General features: G+C 63.1%; 15 protein-coding genes. 6 read left to right on the top strand and 9 right to left on the bottom strand.

From position 1 onward, the window contains the following. The 3 genes from NSE01_RS19310 to NSE01_RS19300 form a co-directional block, all read right to left on the bottom strand. Positions 1 to 693: ArdC family protein (locus NSE01_RS19310; RefSeq protein WP_147161234.1), on the bottom strand; the 693-nt coding region annotated here is incomplete at its 3' end. Continuing rightward, positions 690 to 2354, bottom strand: a complete 1665-nt coding sequence (locus NSE01_RS19305; RefSeq protein WP_092960232.1) for an ATP-binding protein — start codon at positions 2352 to 2354, stop codon at positions 690 to 692. The genes NSE01_RS19305 and NSE01_RS19310, both read right to left, overlap by 4 nt. 77 nt (positions 2355 to 2431) lie before the next feature. Further along, positions 2432 to 4486: a ParB/RepB/Spo0J family partition protein gene (locus NSE01_RS19300; protein WP_011608097.1), complete on the bottom strand. Its 2055-nt coding sequence runs from the start codon at positions 4484 to 4486 to the stop codon at positions 2432 to 2434. Between the two features lie 256 nt (positions 4487 to 4742). On the opposite strand from NSE01_RS19300, the gene NSE01_RS19295 reads away from it, so the two are divergent. Next, a complete protein-coding gene (locus NSE01_RS19295) occupies positions 4743 to 5201 on the top strand; it encodes a helix-turn-helix domain-containing protein (protein ID WP_011608098.1) in 459 nt (152 codons plus the stop codon). Between the two features lie 19 nt (positions 5202 to 5220). Here NSE01_RS19295 and NSE01_RS19290 read toward each other — a convergent pair whose 3' ends face one another. The 5 genes from NSE01_RS19290 to NSE01_RS19270 all read right to left on the bottom strand — a co-directional run bounded on the left by NSE01_RS19290 (position 5221) and on the right by NSE01_RS19270 (position 12435). Continuing rightward, entirely contained in the window at positions 5221 to 5607 is a 387-nt protein-coding gene (locus NSE01_RS19290; RefSeq protein WP_011608099.1) for a type II toxin-antitoxin system VapC family toxin, read from the bottom strand. A 3-nt stretch (positions 5608 to 5610) separates the two neighbouring features. Further along, positions 5611 to 5850 carry a type II toxin-antitoxin system Phd/YefM family antitoxin gene (locus NSE01_RS19285; RefSeq protein WP_011608100.1) on the bottom strand — a complete coding sequence of 80 codons (240 nt, stop codon included), beginning with the start codon at positions 5848 to 5850 and terminating at the stop codon, positions 5611 to 5613. 22 nt (positions 5851 to 5872) lie between these two features. Next, complete coding sequence (locus tag NSE01_RS19280; protein WP_147161233.1) at positions 5873 to 10153, bottom strand: strawberry notch-like NTP hydrolase domain-containing protein; 4281 nt, start codon at positions 10151 to 10153, stop codon at positions 5873 to 5875. A 58-nt stretch (positions 10154 to 10211) separates the two neighbouring features. Further along, positions 10212 to 10811 (bottom strand): DUF7146 domain-containing protein, encoded by a 600-nt coding sequence (locus tag NSE01_RS21380; RefSeq protein ID WP_238828878.1) that lies wholly within the window; start codon positions 10809 to 10811, stop codon positions 10212 to 10214. 319 nt (positions 10812 to 11130) lie between these two features. Then, entirely contained in the window at positions 11131 to 12435 is a 1305-nt protein-coding gene (locus NSE01_RS19270) for a replication protein RepA (protein ID WP_011608107.1), read from the bottom strand. 554 nt (positions 12436 to 12989) lie between these two features. On the opposite strand from NSE01_RS19270, the gene NSE01_RS19265 reads away from it, so the two are divergent. The 3 genes from NSE01_RS19265 to NSE01_RS21990 all read left to right on the top strand — a co-directional run bounded on the left by NSE01_RS19265 (position 12990) and on the right by NSE01_RS21990 (position 15487). Then, positions 12990 to 14195 (top strand): AAA family ATPase, encoded by a 1206-nt coding sequence (locus NSE01_RS19265; RefSeq protein ID WP_147161232.1) that lies wholly within the window; start codon positions 12990 to 12992, stop codon positions 14193 to 14195. A gap of 118 nt (positions 14196 to 14313) precedes the next feature. Continuing rightward, positions 14314 to 15294 (top strand): ParB/RepB/Spo0J family partition protein, encoded by a 981-nt coding sequence (locus NSE01_RS19260; protein ID WP_011608109.1) that lies wholly within the window; start codon positions 14314 to 14316, stop codon positions 15292 to 15294. A gap of 4 nt (positions 15295 to 15298) precedes the next feature. Beyond that, positions 15299 to 15487: a WGR domain-containing protein gene (locus tag NSE01_RS21990; protein WP_011608110.1), complete on the top strand. Its 189-nt coding sequence runs from the start codon at positions 15299 to 15301 to the stop codon at positions 15485 to 15487. Between the two features lie 13 nt (positions 15488 to 15500). Here NSE01_RS21990 and NSE01_RS19250 read toward each other — a convergent pair whose 3' ends face one another. Further along, on the bottom strand, positions 15501 to 15980 hold the full coding sequence (locus tag NSE01_RS19250) for a MarR family transcriptional regulator (RefSeq protein ID WP_011608111.1): 480 nt from the start codon (positions 15978 to 15980) through the stop codon (positions 15501 to 15503). A gap of 332 nt (positions 15981 to 16312) precedes the next feature. Here NSE01_RS19250 and NSE01_RS19245 point away from each other — a divergent pair, with 332 nt between their 5' ends. Together NSE01_RS19245 and NSE01_RS19240 are read left to right on the top strand one after the other, a co-directional pair. After that, on the top strand, positions 16313 to 17986 hold the full coding sequence (locus tag NSE01_RS19245) for a TnsB C-terminal domain-containing protein (protein WP_147161231.1): 1674 nt from the start codon (positions 16313 to 16315) through the stop codon (positions 17984 to 17986). After that, on the top strand, positions 17983 to 18825 hold the full coding sequence (locus tag NSE01_RS19240) for a TniB family NTP-binding protein (protein ID WP_011608113.1): 843 nt from the start codon (positions 17983 to 17985) through the stop codon (positions 18823 to 18825). The genes NSE01_RS19245 and NSE01_RS19240 overlap by 4 nt, the downstream gene beginning before the upstream one ends.

Raw genomic sequence — 18825 nt, 5'->3', positions numbered from 1 at the left:
CGCGACGATTTCTTCGAAGGCATAGGCATCGTCCCCGAAACGCTTGCCGAACTGGCGATTGAGCCGCTTGGCCGACCCTGTGGCGTGGCCAAGCTCGTGGCACCGGGTCGAGAAATACGCCTCGATCGAATGGAACGCGTTTGGCGACGGCAAGGTGACTGTGTCGGTGCTCGGCGTGTAATGCGCACTGTCGCCGCCGTGGACGACGCGGATCGGGATCGCATCGAGGAAGGCCTGAACCTCGGCAGAGAGTTCGCCGATCGACTTGGGGTCCAGCGGCTCGGGGTAGTAGTGCGCCGGCAGCCCCTCGATCTGCGAGGCGTTAAAGACGTGGTTCCACTTCATGAACCGGATCGTCTTTTCGCTCTTTTCACCGGTCTCGCGATCGGTGTCGGTCTTGCGCGCCGAGCTGTAGAACACGCTGAACGAGCCGCTCTCGCCCTTGCGGACATGGGCGCCGAGTTCGAGCGCCTGACGGAAGGTCATCCAGTAGGGGCTGGCGTAGCCCCGGCTCTCGGCGACCGCCCAGAGGAAGAAGGTGTTGATCCCCGAATAGGGGACCCCGTTGTGGCGCAGCGGCCGCGTGCTGGTCGCGGTCCAGGGCTTGAGCCACGGGGCCGTGCCGGCGGCGATCTTCTCGAGGATCAGGTCGGTGATGACCTGCGCGACGTCGGGCTTGGGGTGACGGGTCACTGGACGGGGCCCTCCTGGGCAGGATCGAGCGAGAGGTCGGAGGCGGCGTTCGACCAGGAGAGGCGCAGCGTGCGCCCGTGCGGGATGCGCCAGGCGACCCGGTCGGCGAAGGCCATGCGGATGCCGGCAAGGATCGCGGCGTCCTCGCCTTCGAGGATGGCATGGGCGCGCACCGCCGCATCGTGTCGGAAGCGGGTCTCCTGGGTGTCGTAGCTGTCGGCATCTGAATCGTCGGAAGGGCTGAACACCGCATCGATGATGAGGTCGGTGAGATCGTCGGGCCCCAGCGCGGTGGTCCGGGTCAGCGCAATGTGCGCGCAGTCGGGATCACCCCAGGAATCGGCATCTTCCAGAATCGCAAAGTCGGTCTCGAGATCGAGCCGCCGGTCGTGCTGATCGGTGAGTTCGATCGTGATCGCGTCGGGGCGGACGGTAACGGCACCCTCTTCATCGGTCGGCTTGCCGCCATCGAAGGTGAAGCGCTCGCCGGTACGGACGAAAGCCGGGAGGGCATCGTACCAGGGATAGCCGATGAAGTTGGTGATCGGCTCGTGGAAGGCGCGCGGGTCGGGGCCGCCGAGGCGGTGCATCTCGCCCCCGTTCGAGCGCCGCAGGGCACGGCCGAAGGTGACGGCATCGAAGGAGTCCGTGTCGTCATAGATCGCCGCGCCCGGCTCGAGGTCGGCAAAGCGCGGCACCTCGCGGTAGCTGTCGCGGGCGAGCGTCGGGTACCACAGCGGCAACTGCCGCGCCGCCTGCGGGAAATTGTCGTAATACAGGCTCGCCTCGAGCCAGTCCTCGAAGCTCAGGCGGTGGAACGGTTCCTCGCGGATGACCGAAAAGATCGCCTCGCGGCAGAGTGCCACGAGCCGGTCGAGCGCGGCGTTGCGGTAGATTTCCTTGCGGGCGGGCAGGACCAGGACGAGATCGGGCGCGTCGATCACGTCGACCTGCACGGACCACTGGGTGTGATGGACTTCCTTCACGACCGGGAAAGCGTGTTTGAGGGTGACCCCGTGGAAATTGAGCGTCGCCACGTGCGGCGAGTGCCGGTCGCGGAACACGCCGATCCGGAACCCCTCCCGCTCGATGACCTTGTGCGCGTCGGCGAGGAAATCGGCGCTGGCGAGGTCCTTGCCGTTGTAACTGACGGCAAGCGGCAGAAACCGGGCCGCCGCCTCGACGCAGCGTTCGAGCTTACCGTCAGGCTGCGGATCGAACCGGAAGGCGATTGCCGTGCCGCGCGGCCCGTCGAAGGGCAGCACATCGATGTCGGCCTCGCCGGTCCAGGCATCGCCTGTGATTGCCAGCGAGAACGCACCACCCGCGCTTTGCGAACTGACCACGGTGTCGAGGCCAGCAAGGCTGAAGAAGCCCATGCCCGCCGGGTCCTCGCGGGTTCGACACTCCTCGGACCAGTCGGACTGGCCGAGTGAGAGGAGGTCGACCGGGTCGGCGATCCCGGCGCCGTCATCGCTCACCGTGATGAGGCAGGCATCTGCCATGTGCTCGGCGGTGACGGTGATGCAGGTCGCGCCCGCGCGGCGGGCATTCTGGAAGAGTTCGTTGAAGATGTCGTCGAGGGTCCCGTTGAAAATGCGGGTGACCTTCGAGATCGCGTGCGGTGAGACCCGGGCGCGCAGCTTGGTGATCATGGTCATGGGTTCATGTCCTGGATGGACCGGCACGCTGCCGCAGGTCGCTAGAGAGGTACGGGCAGCGTGCCGGCAGGGCTGTATCAGGCGTCGACGGTCTCGCCGGCTTCGGCGTCCTGCTCGTCGGCAGGTTCGACTTCGCCGGCATCGCTCTCGGGATCGTGCTCTACCGGGCCTTCTTCATCAGGCTCACTCGCAGCCAGCACCCGGAAGCGCATGGCCTCGGGCACCCAGGCGAGTGCAGCCTGCTTGACCTCGGGTGCGACGATGGTCTCGCCGGCGAACAGCTTTTCGCAGGAGGCCGAGAGATCGCCCTTCTTCGAGCCCATGAAGCTCGCCGCCATGGTCGGTCCGCCGACTTCGCTGACGTGGGCGAGCAGCGCCTGCTTGCTGACCCGGTCGAAGTAGTTGGCCGAGGTCGGCCGCCAGTGGCTGGCGACGTTGATCCCCATCAGCGCGGCGAGATGGTCGTGGAGGTCGATCGGCTCAGGGCCGGACTGCCCTGCCTTCCTGTCGATCCCCATGCTGGCCTCGAGCGTCTTTGCCATGCACCAGGCGAGCCAGTTCGCCTTGGCATCGTCGTCGAGCGCGCTGAACGCGGAGAACCGGTCGACCGTGCGGCGGTGCTCGGTCCACGACAGGTCGAGCGTCTCGCGGATATCGGCCATCAGCGTGTGCGCCGGGCTTTCAGGGTAGTTGGCTAGGTAGAGCGAGGGCGACGGGGCGCGGAGCGTCGTGCCCAAGGCCTGCGCACTGTAGAGCGCGCGAGAGTCGGCAATGGCGAAGATCAGGTAATCGAGCGCGATCGCCGGGTTCGAAGCGAGGTTGATCGCGAGAATGTCGCGGCGCTGGACGGCGAGTTCCTCGACCAGCTTTTGCGACAGAGGCTTGGGTGCGGCAGAAGCACTACCGCCCTCCCCTGCTGCCCCGCTGGCGCCGTCTCCCGCTTCGGACCCACGCGCCTTACGGCGTTCGAGCGGCTTGTCGCTGTAGAGGCCGCTCGCAACCACAGGCTGGCCGTCAGCGCCAATGATCACGAAGCAGCCAACATTGGCCTTCATCTCCTCGGGGATCACCGGGGGTTTGTCGTGGAGCGCATCGTAGGCGCTGCTTGCGGCATCCCATCGTGCCTGGAAGTCCGCGGCGGCAGCCTCGTCGTCCTCGTCCAGGGTCTCGCTTTCGGCTTCGAGCACCGAGATCGTCTCGAGCAGCTTGTCGGCCTCGACCTGCTCCTCCTCGGTGAGCGGCGGGGGTTCGAGATGGATCTGGTGGAGGTCTTCGGTTGCGTTGTAGGTGACGCGGGTCTCGAGGATCGGGCGCACCCAGGCATAGCCGGAGGTTTCGGCAATTTCGGCCGCGAAAGCCTGGAGCTTCTCGCCGGCGATGCGCTGGGCGATCTCCGCATCGATCCACGTCTCGCCGCCGTCCTCGGTGAAAAGGTCGCGCTCAATCTTGCCGCCGGCGGCGAGGTAGTCGGCCTCGCTGGCAAGCTTGGCCATCGGCGAGGACGAACGGATCGCGCTGTGCGTCACCATGCGGCGGATCGAGTCCGGATTGTTGCCCTGCCAGGAGTTCGACAGCTCGTTCCAGACCATCATCTGGCGGTCGTGGTTGGGCGTCGTCGCATAAGCCTTGGCGACGTCGAGGGTGATCTTGCCCTCTTCGAGCGCGGCGAAGATCGGATCGGCGAGGTCGGCAAGCCGCAGGCGGCCTTCGATGAACCGGCGGGTGCGGCCGAACCGCTTGGCGATCGCGTCGAGGTCGCTGCCCTCATTGACGAAGTGCTTGTAGGCCCGGATCTCGTCGGTCGGCGTCATGTCGAGCCGGATGACGTTCTCGATCAGCGAGAGTTCGGACTGCTCAGCGGCATCGATGTCGAGGACGCGGCAGGCGACGGGGTGGTCCTTGGGAAGCTTGCCCGCCGTCAGAAGAAAGTTGAGGGCGCGCAGGCGCCGGCCGCCCGCGGTCACATCGAACATGCCGCGCTTCTTGGCGGGCACGACGATCAGGTTCTGGAGGAGGCCCTTGGCCTCGATATTGGCGGCCAGTTCCTCGATGAAGAGGTTGCTGTCGTTCTTGCGGACGTTGGCTTCGGACAGGCGTAGCTTGCCGAGCGGGATCAACTCGATGTCGTTCATGGGAGTGCTCCTGAAGGCCGGATTTGGCCGAGCCCTTCGGCTCACCCCTTCCAGCCCCCCTCCCCTCACGGTTTCAGGATTGCCCGAATTCCCGGGCGCAACCGCGCGTCCCAGGGCGGGCCGCTTGGTGCCATGAGGCATAAATGATCGATTTATGCCTCATGGATCGGACCTGCATCGGAACCTGAGGCGCACAACTTGGTTGCGTTTATTTCGAATATGCGCTTCGGGATATCGCCATCAGCGGAGAGAAACGATGACACTGCCAGCCAATGCCTTGCCCTTCGGCAACAGGCCGCCCTCTGCCGATGATCGGCAGATCGCCAACCAGCTACGGCGTATCCTTGCCTCGCAGAAGCCCGGCGAAGCCAAACTGCACTTGACCGATCCCAAGACCAGGAAGCCGGTAGAAATCTCGCTGACACCGGCGATGTCGGACCTGTTCCTCAAGTTGCTGCGTCACATCGGGAGCGGAGATGCCGTCACGCTCGTGCCGATCCAGCAGATGTTGACGACGCAGCAGGCAGCAGATCTGCTCAACATGTCCCGTCCCTATCTCATCAGGCTTATCGAGAAGGGCGATGTCGCGCACAGCATGGTGGGCCGGCACCGTCGCCTCAAGGCTGAAGACGTGTTCGCGTACAAGGCGGAGCGCGACAAGATTCGTTCGAAAGCGATGGACGACCTGATTGCGGATGGCGCGGGTCGGTATTGATCTGACGCGAGCGGAACAATCAGACCTGTCGGATGGGTCCGGAGTACCGGCAGACTGTTTCGTCTGATGTGAGCAAGGTGATGCCCTCGACGATCGACTGAGCGATCAGCATTCTATCGAATGGGTCCTTGTGAATCGGAGGCAACTGGGAAATTGCAACGGCGTGTTCGCTTGAAATGGCGAGCTCGACGTATCCGTTGTCGATCAACGCCCGGCGCAATACGCGTGCGTCGACTGCGAAGTCTTCCCGCCCGAGCCCGTTCTTGATCGCGATTTCCCAAAGGCTGGCAGCGCTGAAGACCAGTTCGTTGCCCTCATCGTTGATCAGTTTCCGGGCGGCAGGCGTCAATCGTTCCGGAAAGCCCGCTGCCCAGAGGAGGACATGTGTATCAAGGAGAAATTTCATCGCTCAGGCTTCGAACAGCGCTTCAATTTCACCCTCGCCCATACGGTCGAAATCTTCCGGCACGCGCATTTCCCCTTTGAGGAAACCCAGGCGCTTGATCTTGGACGGTGCAGCAGTGTCGATTGGCACCATTTTCGCAATCGGCTTGCCCGACCGGGCGATCACGACCGCATTCCCGCGCAGCACGCGCTCGAGCAAGCGCGACAAATGCGTCTTTGCTTCATGAATGTTGACCGTGTCCATTTCCAGTTACCTTAGCTAAGTTCTATAAACTAAGTCTACCACATCCGTTCGCGTCTGCAAGCTCCTCGCAAGGTGCCTGTCCAATCAGGCTTGCAAGGATTTGGTCGGCCTTGTCCGTCGGCACGAACACCCGCGTCTTGTAGGCAATGATTTCCGTGAAGCAGCCCTTGGCCTTGAGCTCGGGGATGCGCGCGGCTTCGGCATCGACGATCTCGATCCTTCGGGAACCGTTCACGCGTGATGTGCGGATCGTGAAATTGAGCGGATGAGGCGCCTTCCAGGTGCCCCCGCCAAGGATGGCAGCCGCAATCTTGGCAGGATCAGTCTGCGCCTTGCGGGCCACCCCGAGCTTTTCGAGGGTCGCATCGACGTAGAGGTCGTGGACATGGCGGCCGAGCCAGGAAGCACCTGACTTGTCGACGATGCGGTTGACCGTGAGGTCTTCCTTGGGAAGCGCGCCCCAGATCGGCAGGAGCAGCCCGGTCGCGAGACAGACCGTCTCAGTGACGAGCTGGCTTTCGTCGGCGGCGTATTCCTCTTCCCACAGCGCGCTGAACCTGGCCTTGGTCACGGGCTCCCAGGCGGACTCATCGAGCCGGTCAGCGCGCAGGTACTCGCTGCGCAGCGGCCGCACGAGCTCGTAGCGGCGGATCATGTGGCCCTCCTCGTCCATGTGCGAGGGCGCCGCGATGCCAAGCGCGACCTTGCCCGACTTGTCATTGCGCAGGAACAGCGGCTGTTCCTCATAGGATGCCAGCTTGAGCACGCGTTCGAGCGAGAGAACCTTGCGCCGCTGCGTCAGTGACAGCTCAAGCAGGTGCGAGGTCGCGCCCGTCACAGAGTCGGTCCGGATCACAGTGTCGGACAGCACCTCGCAGGCCTCGACCGCCACGGTCTCGACCCCGATATCGAAGGTGCCCGCTTCCTTCGCCGCCGAGACGCGGGTTTCGACAAGGGTGAGGAACTCGTCGAAGATCGCGTTCTGGACGGCGATCTTCATGGCAAGGATGCGGTTGAGCCAGCGCTGGATCGGCGGCAGATCCTCGCGCAGCACCCCGTCCTGGTCGGTGAGTTCGAGCCCGCTCATCCGCTGGAACTCCGACAAGGTCGTGCTCTTGAGCTTGGCCATAGCGAGGAGGCCATACCAGTCGTGGAGCGCGTGCTTGGCGTAGATGCTCTCGAGGTTGTCGCTGGCATCGAACATCCCCTGCCCGCCGGTCTGGCGCTGGCCGCGGGTGAGCGCGCCCAAGGCGTCGAGGCGCCGCGCGATCGTGCTGGTGAAACGGGCCTCGCCCTTGCAGTCGGTGGTGACCGGGCGGAACAGCGGCGGGCAAGCCTGATGGGTGCGGTGGGTGCGCCCAAGTCCCTGGATCGCCCGATCAGCACGCCATCCGGGCTCGAGCAGGAAGTGGACCCGGCGCTGCTGGTTTTTCGCATCGAGGCTCGCGTGATAGCTTCGGCCCGTACCGCCTGCATCGGAGAACACGAGGATGCGCTTGGCCCCGGTCATGAACGCGGTGGTCTCGGCAAGGTTGGTCCGGGGTGAGCGGCTTTCGAGGCGCTGCTGCCCTGAGCCGTCACGGACCAGGCGTTTGCTGCGACCGGTCACCTCGGCGACGGCCGTTACCCCGTAGTGCTCGAGCAGCGCATCGAGCGCGGTCGGGATCGGCGGCATGGCGCAGATATGCTCGATCAGGTCGGCGCGCGCGGCCTCGGCCTGCGGGTTGTGGACCGGATTGCCCGCCTCGTCCCACATCGGCCGCGAGCGCACGTCGCCAAGTTCGTCCGTGTATTCCTCCATTTGCCGGGTCGGGAAGGCGCGGGTCAGATAGTCGACGACGTACTCCTTACAGTCATAGGCTATGTCGAGGGCCTCACGCTCAGCCGGCTCCAGTTCATCGAGCCGCCGGTTGAGGATGGATTCCGCCGTGCTCACCAGTTGGACGACCACGCTATCCCCTTCGCCCAAATGCTCGTCGATCGCGGGGTAGATCGAGGGCAGTTTCAGCGAGAGCAGGACTTGCGCAAAGAAGCGCTGCTTGGTTCCCTCGAACCGACTGCGGGCCGCCGCCTTGGCGCCGCTGTTGAGCGTCCGGTTCTCAAGCCCGTCGACGATGCCGGTGAGTTCAAGCGCGGCTTCGAGGTTCTGGTGAATGATCGTCCAGGCCTCGCAATAGGTGTCGTAGACCGTGATCTGCTCAACCGTCAGGTCATGGCGCAGGATGTCGTATTCGATGCCAGCAAAGCTGAGCGCCCGGGCGAGGTAGAGCCCTGAAGCCTTGAGGTCGCGGGCCACCAATTCCATCGCGGCAATGCCGCCGTCGCGGATCTCGCTGATGAACTGCTCGCGGTTTGCAAACGCCGTGCCCGGCCCCCACAGGCCAAGCCGGACAGCATAGGCGAGGTTGTTGACGTCCGAAGCACCGGTGGCCGATGCATAGAGCACCCGGGCGCGGGGCAGCGTGTTCTGGAGCAGCACGCCGGCGATGCCCTGGAGCGAGCCCTGCTTCTGGCCCCCTGACTTCTGACCAAATCCCCCTTCCCCGCCCGCAACGCCGCCCATTTCGTGGGCCTCGTCGAAGACGATCACGCCTTCGAACTCCTCACCGGCCCAGCGGACGATCTGGTCGAGCCTGGTGTCCTCGACGCGTGAGCTGCGCAGCGTGCCATAGGGAACAAACAGGATGCCTTCGGGCGCGGTGATCTCCTCACCGATCTTCCAGCGGGCAAGGTCGAGAATATCTGACGGCAAGCCGCCGATCGCGGTCCAGTCTCGCTGCGCGTCTTCGAGCAGCGGCGCATTCTTCGAGATCCAGATGTGTCGGCGATTGCCCTTCAGCCACTGGTCGAGAATGCAGGCCGCCGCCTGCCTCCCCTTCCCAGCCCCGGTGCCGTCGCCGAGGAAGAACCCGGTGCGGTAGAGCTTGCCGTCAGGATTCTCCTTGAGCGCCACTTCGCCGGCGGGATGGCTGAACCGGCCGTGAAGATCGCGCGACCAAGCTTCGCCCGCATAGATCACGGTTTCGAGCTGGGCGGCGGATAGCAACCGCGCGGTCACTGTGCGTTCGGGCAGGGAGGGCACGTAGCCGGGTTTGGGCGCCGCGATCGAGGCCATGGCGGCGGATTCGACGAGGTGGGTCGGATGTTCGCCAGCTTCCGCGATCACGACACGCGAGGGCCGGTAGTCGGCATAGACCCCGCGCTGCTCGCCCATCGCGGCGGGTTCGGCCAGCACGTCATAGGCGACCGGGCGGACGTCGTTGGTCTGGGGGGCGCGCACGACCACGGGCCGGGCTGGACCGGTCTTCACCGAGCGGAACAGGCTGAGCTTTGGTCGGGGCGCTACCGCCTGCGTCGGGTCACGCAACGGCGCCCGAAGCGGCACCGTAGGCAGCGCGGCGAAGAGTTCGCCGACCGAACCGCGATTGATGGTCGATACGCCGATCTCGCCTGGCACCTTGTCGATCACCAGCACGCGAACGGCGATCCCGGTGCCGTGCTTGACGTAGCCTCCCTTGTCCAGACGGAGCGACAGCACGACCCGCGCGCCTTCAAGGGTGCACCGGAAGGTTTCCTCATACCTTGCTGAGGGTGAGAACCAGTCCGGCATGATCGCAACGATCCGGCCACCGGGCAGCAGATGGTCGAGGGCGGCCCGCAGGTGCCTGGCGGCGGTGTTTTGATCCTCACCGCGTGATTGCGACACCGAGAACGGCGGGTTCATAACAGCGACGCTTGGACGTTCAGTCCCGGAGAGAACCGCGCTGAGTTTCGCGCCATCGTGGCGATAGACCTTCGTGCCCGGAAACACGGCCTCGAGCAGGTCGGCACGGGATGGTTCGAGTTCGTTGAGAATGAGGCCCTTGACCGCGCCCTTGGCAAGCGAAGCGATGATACCGGTGCCCGCGCTCGGCTCCAGCAACACGTCGTCGCCGGAAAGCCCCGCCAGATGAACAACGAGCCTGGCCAGCACCGGCGGCGTCGAGAACTGCTGGAAATGGATCTGGTCCTCGCTGCGTACCGTGTGGGTCGGCAGTTCGCGCGCCAGCGCCTCCAGCGTGCTGATCGCCGCGCCGACGTCCATGCGGCTGACAAGCTCGGGAATGGCGAGGGAGAGCGCGACTTCCAGCGCTTCGAAACTGTCGCGCTGCTGCCAGGCACCTGCGGCGTCATTGCCGCCTGCACTCTCGGTCATGGCTTCGCTTAGAGCGGCGCGGTCGATCGGAACAGCGAGGAGTAGCTTGGCGGCAAGTGTGCGCGCAGCGCCGAGAATGGCGCTCGCGCGCGGAATTGTTGTGGTCATGCGGAGATCTCCTGAGCTTGTGCCGATCAGCGGCACGCCCGCTCCAGCCCCCCTCCCCTCACCGCTTCAGGAGCTGCGCCCAGTCGTTCATGCGGCCCGGCGGCCATTCGGTCTCGATTGCGAGGCCGGGGCGGCGGTAGGTTTCGGCAGCGCGATCGCGGGCCCGCCTGCCCTCGGCGTCGTTGTCGGCCAGCAGGATGAGGGTTTCGACTGACGCCGGGATGTCGACCTGGTGGAAGCGTTTGGCACCCATCGTCGCCCAGGCCTGGATACCCGTGAGCGACGTATAGGCAGCCGCAGTCTCGAAGCCCTCGCAGATGCCGATGGTCTTGGCTGGCGGGCCATTGGTCCATGCCGCGCCAATAGCCTGTCCCAGGACCAGCTTGTCGGTGTAGGTCGATGTCGCCGGATCGAGGAAAATCCGCTGGATCGCGGCAATAGCGCCCTCCTTGCGCATCGCGACGAGGAGTGCCGGCTCGAAGCTGGCCAGCTTCCCCTGCCCTCGCGCACAACGGGGGTGAAAGCGCAGGTCTTCGAGTGGTGCCCAGATCTGGCGAACCCCGCGCACATATCGCTCCGCCAAAGTCCCTTCGATTGGTCGACCGGCTTGCCAGATTGCGAGGTGAATTCCCGTGTTGCGCTGAAAGCTGGGGGTCATGCCAGAGGCATCGACCGTCGGCAGGTCTGCTATGCGTCGAAGAGCTCTGATTACGTCCCGGCTGTCGCAACCTGCGTGGCAAGTTACGAGAATGGCTCGATCACCTTGGCGGATGGACAGAGATGGGGTTCTGTCGGCATGGCAAGGGCACCGACACATTGCGGTATTACCGGACCACGTGCCACCGAGGCGCCGAACAAGGCTGCGTAGGTCCGGACTGGGATTGTTGTTGACGATGGGCATGACTGCCCAGTTCGACCCTACTCCCCTCCCCCTCGTCCTGCGCTTCAGCTTAACCGAAGTGCTCGGAAATCATCGGTCAGCCAGCATCCGAATTTGCGCGTCGCTCGGCATAACGAATGACAAATGCTTCCCAGACTCTCAGCCACTCCGCATCGGTCCGCTCTTGTTTGATACCGGGAAAGCCGCTGCGGAATGCGTTCGCCATGGTGTCGACGCACCAGGGCTTACCCTTCTCAAGCCCGATTGCTCGGAACTTAGTTTCCCTTTCGCCATAGGTCAGGCTGCCTGCTGGGAAAGGGAATACGGGCTCGGAGACCTTGATGTCCCGGACAGTCGACCGAGGAGCTTTGGTGACCGATGATCTCGGTGCGGTTTCCGTGGCCGGAGCGCCCAGCAACCGCAAGTGCGGGCCAACGAGCTTCCGCTCTAAAGGTGCCGGCGAAGGCCGCAGCACTACTTTCCTGCCGCTGAAATCGACGTCAGCGTTTGGGTAGACAGCGGAGACCAATTGCATTGTTTCGCGTACAGTCTGGCGGAAGCGTTTGCTGTCTGCGTCGTTCCCCAAGTGCTTGGCCAACTGGTCCCACGAGATTACCTGGCCTCGATCGCTGCTGATGCGCGGGAGCCTATACGCGAGGTACGTATAGAGATCGAGCGCTGTGGGCGTGCCCTTGAGCTCACGGATTGCAATCTCGTTCAACGGAACGGCGTGGTCGATAAGGTGACTATAGAACGCCTCAGACATCCGGATTTCGCGAGCAAACGCGCCATTCTTTTCCAGCGATCCGGCGTATTCGTTTGAAATCTTTACGTCTCGCACGGCGAATGCGTTGTCGCCGGCGTCGTTGCCTTCCCAACGAATTTGCCATTCACACGCAAGCAGTCGGTCGACTTGCTCGCGCATCAGATTGGCCGTTCCCCGTGGGCCATAAGAGACGGTCTGGTAGCCAAGTCGGCGCATCCATTCCGTGAAATTACGCCCCAAATAAACGTCTCGCGATCGCTTAGTGACGGCCTGAGAAAGCAGATAGATCAGCGCGACGCGGGGATAAGCTCCATAGGGCACACCAACGCTTCGTAGCACGGGCTTACCGTCCACCGTCTGGAGAACCGGCCGTGGATTGATGGCTAATGCATATTTTCCGTCTTCGCGAAGAATCGGTAGAGTATCGTCTTTCGGACGCTTGGTCGGAAGCGACATGGCGCACAATGCGGAATGCAGAAATGCCGGAACGGGTTCTTCGTCCTGGACGCGAAGGAAGGCATCCATCGTAAGCTGAGTGCCCGCAGACTGCGCTAGAGAGCGGACTCGCTCTTCACCGCCGCCTAGCATTGCTAGGGCGTATTGATGTCCGATTGGACGCAGTGTGTCTCCGCTCATTGAACCGTCCCTTCCCGACTCATTGGAGCCTCGGGTTGGTCGCTAAACAACAGGTTTGAGCTTCGAAAGCAAGGCCATTGGCAGTTTTGACGGGTTTCCGGGCCTAAAACCTCCAAGTTGGCCGATGATCTCGGAGCGGTTTGGCGGGGTGAAACCAAATCCAATCTCAATTTTGAAAAAAGCGATTCGCGAATCGGTTTTTCTAGGAGATTCCTTTAGTAGGTATGGGCTCCGAGATCATCGGTCCAAAGGGAACCGAGATCATCTGGGAAACGCACTGAATTCATCGGCTTGCACCGAGATCATCGGTGATTGTCCACAGCCCGATCAATTCGGCCGTCTGGGCGCCCAACTGACTGTTGGAATGTCGCCTGCTGGCCCCCTTCCCTGGACCCGACATCATCGGTCTGAACCACTACGTGCTGCATATGGCCGACTCCTGATTCGCAAAAGGGCACGGAGATCATCGGTCAATCTGTAAGGTTGGTGGCCGAAGTTTGCTCGAAACTGCCAAGAGTGCTAATTGGCGCCCTCAATCTCACAAAGCGGTGATCATGGCTACCGACGCAGCGCTCGACGCACAACCCGATGAACTCTTGGAAGACGGCCTTGGCAATCTGCACCGCAAGGCCCTCACCATCCTGAAGCGCATTCGTGACGGTGCGCTCGATCCGGAGACCGGGCAAAAGGTTGGCCCATCGTATTCCATTTCGAAAGCAGCCTCCCTTGTGGGGCGAACAGCGTCTGCAATTCGCGAAGCGGAGCGTGATGGTCGCCTCCCCCAGCGCGACCGAACCGCTTCTGGCCACCGGGTCCAGTACTCATTGGAAGAATTGGATCATATGCGTGCCGTATTTGGCACTCGCCCGTGGCGCGCTCCGACGGACACCCCGGCGGTCATCTCCGTCTCGAACTTCAAAGGGGGCGTCGGTAAGTCGACCGTGGCCCTGCATCTCGCACAGCACTTTGCGATTCACGGCTACAGGGTTTTGTTTATCGACTGCGACAGCCAGGCCAGTTCGACAATGATGTTTGGCTATCGGCCGGATGTCGATTTGACCGAGGATGATACCCTCTACGGACACTTCCATAATCCTGAACTGTTGGGCGTTCGCTCGATCATCCGGAAGACGCACTTTTTCGGGCTCGACCTGATCCCCGCCAATCTCAAGCTCTATAATCTAGAATACGAGATCGCGGGCTACTTGGCACAAAATCAGAACTTCGACATCATCGACCTGATTGCCGAAGCCATCGATACGGTCGTCGATGACTACGACATCGTCATCATGGATCCGCCTCCGGCACTTGGCATGGTTTCGATGGCAGTGCTGCAGGCGGCTAATGCGATGGTAATTCCTGTGCCGCCGAGCGTCATCGACTTCGCATCGACCGTGTCGTTTATCGACATGGCGCGTACAACGATGAAGCAGCTCGAGCAGCTCGCGAAGCGGGTGAAGCCTGCCTACAACTTTATCCGCCTCGTTGGCAGCAGGGTGGATGAAAGCAAGTCCATGCACCGCGAAATTCTCTCGATGATGCGGCAGGTCTTCGGGGGTTCGATGGCGACTTCTGTCCTCAAGACCAGCGCAGAAATCGACAATGCCAGCTCGCGCATGAAGACAGTCTTTGAACTTGATCGACCGGTGACGTCCCACGAGGTTCACAACCGGTGCATGAAGTATTTGAGCGACGTTTGCAGAGAAATCGAGGCGGATGTCATTCGGTCCTGGGCGAGCAGGGCAGGGGAGGCGGTCTAGGGCCGTTGCCACGTGGCAACGTACCAAGAAGCAGGGTGAAATCGAGGCACGGATAGGGCTTGTTGCCACGTGGCAACAAGCAGCCGACAAAAGTGATTTGAAAGGTTTGGAGTAGGCGATGGCAAAGGGTAACCGAGGCTTCGGCAGCAGTTTGACAGAGGGGCTCGACGACGAAATCGACGTCGGCAGCCCCGCGCCATCGGAAAGCATTATGGCGAGCCGTAGCCAGAGCCTTGCAAGAATTGCTGCCGGTAAAGTCGTCACGGATCGCACCGAGTGGGTCAACCCGGCTCGTTGTCGTCCCTGGCGTCTGCACAACCGCGATCTGGACCACTTGAACGAAGAGAGTTGCCGCGATCTCATTGATGCATTCCTCTCCGCTAAGAAGCAGCGCATTCCTGCGATCGTGCGCCGACTCAAGGATGACCCAGACTACGATTTCGAAATTATCGCGGGCGTAAGGCGATGGTGGACCGTTCAATGGCTCCGTGAGCATCATCATCCGGAATATGAATACCTCGTCACGATCCAAAACGTTTCCGACGAGGAAGCGTTCAGGGTTTCGGACATCGAGAACCGGTCGCGCAAAGATATCTCAGACTGGGAGCGGGCGAAGGAGTATTCACGGGCGCTGGAGGAGTTCTACGATTCCAACCAGAGTGAAATGGCAGAGCATCTGAAGATTTCGCGCTCATGGCTCAGCCGCCTGCTCGATGTGGCGCGGTTGCCAGCCGAGATAGTGAATGCCTTTCCCGACACGCATGGCATCACCGTCCGCATCGCAAGAGACATTAAGCCACTCACTTCAGAGAAGCGCACTCTGGACTTGATGGTCGCAGAAAGCAGGGCAATTGTTGCTGAGCGCGACGATCTGGGAACGGCTTTGCCCGCTCCGGAAGTCGCAAAGCGCCTTATTCGGGCAACTGTCGTTCCTGCAAAGCCTGCTGGCGGCGAGGTCGAAGTGAAGGGTGCCGCTGGCAAAGTGATCTTGCGCTATGCCCATTCTGCAAGAAGCGGATATACCTTCAAGGTGCCTGCGCGTAGCGGCGCTTCGGCAACTGAAGTCTTGAAGGCCATCGAGGCTATCCTGACGTCCTGACCTTTTGGGGGGCGTCATCGGGTCCGTTAGTCGCGTCACAAATCGCCTGGGGCGGATCGGTTCGCACTGCCAGGGGAGGGCGGTCTCGTTTGCGAGCGAGGACGAGGCGTCGCGCTTTGCGCTCCAGTTGCTGCGCCGCCGGGCGTCCGCGCCCAAGCGGATCGGGGTGGCGCACCGCGAAGTCTCGTTCTAGCCGCGGGAAGCCCTCAGGAGGCCATTCTGGGGCGTTTGGGGGCCAGCGCATGGTCTCCGGGGCGCAAGGCGGCCAGATCAGCCTTCTCGAGCGCCTGGGCGGCTTGTGAGGCGGTGCGGCGGGTCACGCCGAGCGCTCGCGCCAGTTCGGCGCGGGTGAGGGGACCCAGCCCGCCAATCAGCTGCCACATCGCCGGCGCCTGCGACGAGGCGTAGAGGCCCGCGAGGCATTCTTCCCCGCGCGCAACCATGGCCGTGACGGCGGCTAGGTCCGTGGCGACGTCGCTCGCTGCAGCGCCGATTGAACCCGCCAGCAGGGCGGGGAGGGGGCGTTCGGGCTCGGCGCGGAAGAGGTTGCGCGGGGCGAGCCCGGCAAGCGCCAGCGGCGCCGCGCCCAGCGCGAACAGCTGCGGGCGCATCGCGGCCGCGAGCGAGGCGGCCCAGGCACTCCCGCGCTGCGCGAACCGCTGGAACACGCGGCCCTCGATCAGCACTTCTTCGCTGCCGCCCTCGAGGAAGTCGACTTCGTGCTCACGCAGCTGGTGGAGCCATTCGGTCAGGGCTGCCAGGGGCTCGCGCGCCGGGAGTAGGGCATCGAGCCGGTCCAGCGCCCGGTCGGCGGCCGCAAATGTCGATGAGAAGCTCTCGCGCGCGTCCTTGTGTCAGCCGACATAATAGACCGCAGTTCGTCTAAACGGCGATAAATCAGATACATAGATCATAGTTTCTGCAGGACACTCTGTCCGAGCCCGATTCCACCATCGCGGTAGCAGCCAGATTGAGCTACATTCCCGCGCGCAGGGGAAGTTGTCGTGGAGCCAATCCTATGATTGAGCGAAAGCCTTCTCCTGCGCCCAGACGCAGCCTCAAATCTCTGGAGGCGGGATTGGCCCTTTTCCCGCATTTCCGGGAACACATTTCACAGTCTGGGCCGGTGACGAGCGCTCAGGTCGCAGCAATTTCCGAGGCTACCGGTCTCAAGGAACGGCAGATTCGGACGCTGGCCGCGCGCTACCGGGACCATCCCGTGGCCGAATCGCTTGCGCCGAAGCCGCGAGGGCCGGTTGTTGGCTCACACCGGATAGATCCCGAAGTCAGAGGTGCTATTGACGCACTGATCGATGAGATCGCGCTCAAGATGGTGCCTCCCTCGCGTGCGGAAGCGGCGCGGCAGATTTGGGGACTGCTCCATGCCGACAACGGAGAACATCGGTTTTCCGCCGATCTGATCCCGAGCGAGAAGACCATCGAGCGGCTGCTGGCCGAGATTGCGAGCAGTGTGTGGGCCAAGGCCAGCATGGGCTCCAAGACCCGCAGCGCGCAGGAAGCGCATCCTGGGGAATACCACAGCGATGGTTTCCTCGATCTTGTCCAGATGGACCATACCAGGGGTGACGTCATCCTGGTCGATAGCCTGAGGCGGGAAGAGCTCGGACGGCTGTGGATCACGTTCCTGATTGAAATCTGGACCCGTTCGATTCTCGGCTACTATGTCAGCTTCGGCGATCCCTCGATTTTCCGGTGTGGCAGGGCCGTTGCGAGCGCGCTGCTGCCCAAGCAGCCTGTTCTCGCGCATCTGGGCGTCGATGTCAGCTACCCGATGTTCGGCCTGTTCCGGCGCCTGCATGCCGATCAGGCCAAGCCGCATCGCTCGGAGTCGTTCCGGCGGGCCTGCGTGCGCAATGGCATCGACCCGGATGTCCGCAAACCCGGCCCGGCCCATCTGGGCGGCCATATCGAGCGGCTGATCGGAACAATGGTCGGAAAACTGCGGCTTTTACCGGGTGCGACGGGATCGAACGTGTCGGCACGCGATGGCTACGATGCCGAAGCCGACGCGGCGATGACCCTGGCAGAATTCGAGCGCTGGCTGCTGTGCCAGATCGCGGTTTATCATCACGCGCCGCATTCCGCGCTTGGCGGCCTGTGCCCGGTGCAGGTGTGGGAACGCGAGGCGGCGCGACATGGCCCCTTGCTTCCGGTTTCGTGCAATACTGATGAGCTTTTCCGCCAATTTCTGCCGTCGAAATCGCTGACGGTCCATTCCCGGGGGATCCAGATCAAACACCGCCATTACTGGCACCCGGCGCTTGGCCAGCGAATCGGCCAGAAGATCGAGGTCAGCTGGGACGAGCGGACGATCCAGCATGTCTATGCCGAGCTCGATGGCAGTTTCGTGCAACTGGCGGTTATCGGTCAATATCCCGATGTCTGGGAGGCGGACTGGGAAGCTGCCAGAGCCAGGGTGAGGGCCATGGGCCGGGCTTACCAGGCCGATGGCGGGCGGACGGCGACGGCCCGCGCGATTGCTGCCGCCAACCAGGAAATCCATCAGGCTCGCCTGCGCACCAAGGAGGCCCGGCGCCGGGCGAAACGGCGGGAAGGGGAGGGGACGACGCTCGCGGATCTGCGGTCACCCGAAAGGCCTGAAAAGCCGCCCGTTCAGTGGAGACCGGTCGCGGAACTTGGCGAGGATTCCTGGTTGAAGGTGCAATCGTGAGCACCGCGGCGCTGACGCGATTACCGGTCCAGGCAGCCTCATTCTGGATCGATTTCAAGGAAGCGCGCAACGCCGTCGAAACCATCGTCGAGGTCGCGCATGACGATCCGGAAGAGCGACCGACCTGCATCGTGCTCACAGGCCAGTCCGGCATGGGCAAGACCTCGATCCTGCGCGAAGCGCAGCGGCGTCTGACCGAGGCTTTCCCCGAACCTGCCGATTGGGGCGAAGCCCGCTACCAACCGGTCCTGCGCACGGTCATTCCCTCGAGCCCGACCTCGCTCAAGATCAACCTGGCCCTGCTCTGGCAGCAGGGCTGGCCGATCCGGGCCAACACGCACAAAACCGCCGATTTCAAGGTTGTCGATCTGTTGGCCGCGCAGGGGACGAGGCTGGTCGCGATCGACAATGTCCATGTGATCCTGACCGCGAGCGGGGTCGCGCGGCGCGACACGCTCGATGCCTTGCGCTTCCTGATGAGCGCAGGCAATGTGCCGCTGGTCGTGGCCGGGCTGGATGTCGCCCGTCAGATATTCGCCGACGATGTCGAGCTGGCCTATCGTTCGATCATGCTCAAATTGCCCCTGTGGGAGCCGGGCGAGCCCTCGCAGCGGCTGATCAGGGCACTGGCGCGCGGAATGGGGATGGCGGTGCCCGAGCATCTCGCCGCGCCCGCATTTGCCGAGCGGATTTGGCGCGAAAGCGGCGGGGTAACCGGCAATTTCAAGCGGATCCTGCACTGGTCGGCCAAGGTTGCGAAACGGCACGATCGGGCGCTGGTGACGCATGACGATATCAGCCAGGCCTTGCAGCTCTTTACCCCCTATAGCCCGGATTGA

Source organism: Novosphingobium sediminis, assembly GCF_007991615.1.
GTDB classification, from domain to species: domain Bacteria; phylum Pseudomonadota; class Alphaproteobacteria; order Sphingomonadales; family Sphingomonadaceae; genus Novosphingobium; species Novosphingobium sediminis.
Note: the sequence above shows the minus strand (reverse complement) of the source record. Positions and strands in the feature narration are given on the sequence as shown.

Excerpts from the sequence above, each read along its gene's own strand:
- NSE01_RS19305 (WP_092960232.1), bottom strand. The coding sequence starts at position 2,354 with ATGACCATGATCACCAAGCTGCGCGCCCGGGTCTCACCGCACGCGATC.
- NSE01_RS19300 (WP_011608097.1), bottom strand. The coding sequence starts at position 4,486 with ATGAACGACATCGAGTTGATCCCGCTCGGCAAGCTACGCCTGTCCGAA.
- NSE01_RS19295 (WP_011608098.1), top strand. The coding sequence starts at position 4,743 with ATGACACTGCCAGCCAATGCCTTGCCCTTCGGCAACAGGCCGCCCTCT.
- NSE01_RS19290 (WP_011608099.1), bottom strand. The coding sequence starts at position 5,607 with ATGAAATTTCTCCTTGATACACATGTCCTCCTCTGGGCAGCGGGCTTT.
- NSE01_RS19285 (WP_011608100.1), bottom strand. The coding sequence starts at position 5,850 with ATGGACACGGTCAACATTCATGAAGCAAAGACGCATTTGTCGCGCTTG.
- NSE01_RS19280 (WP_147161233.1), bottom strand. The coding sequence starts at position 10,153 with ATGACCACAACAATTCCGCGCGCGAGCGCCATTCTCGGCGCTGCGCGC.
- NSE01_RS21380 (WP_238828878.1), bottom strand. The coding sequence starts at position 10,811 with ATGACCCCCAGCTTTCAGCGCAACACGGGAATTCACCTCGCAATCTGG.
- NSE01_RS19270 (WP_011608107.1), bottom strand. The coding sequence starts at position 12,435 with ATGAGCGGAGACACACTGCGTCCAATCGGACATCAATACGCCCTAGCA.
- NSE01_RS19265 (WP_147161232.1), top strand. The coding sequence starts at position 12,990 with ATGGCTACCGACGCAGCGCTCGACGCACAACCCGATGAACTCTTGGAA.
- NSE01_RS19260 (WP_011608109.1), top strand. The coding sequence starts at position 14,314 with ATGGCAAAGGGTAACCGAGGCTTCGGCAGCAGTTTGACAGAGGGGCTC.
- NSE01_RS19245 (WP_147161231.1), top strand. The coding sequence starts at position 16,313 with ATGATTGAGCGAAAGCCTTCTCCTGCGCCCAGACGCAGCCTCAAATCT.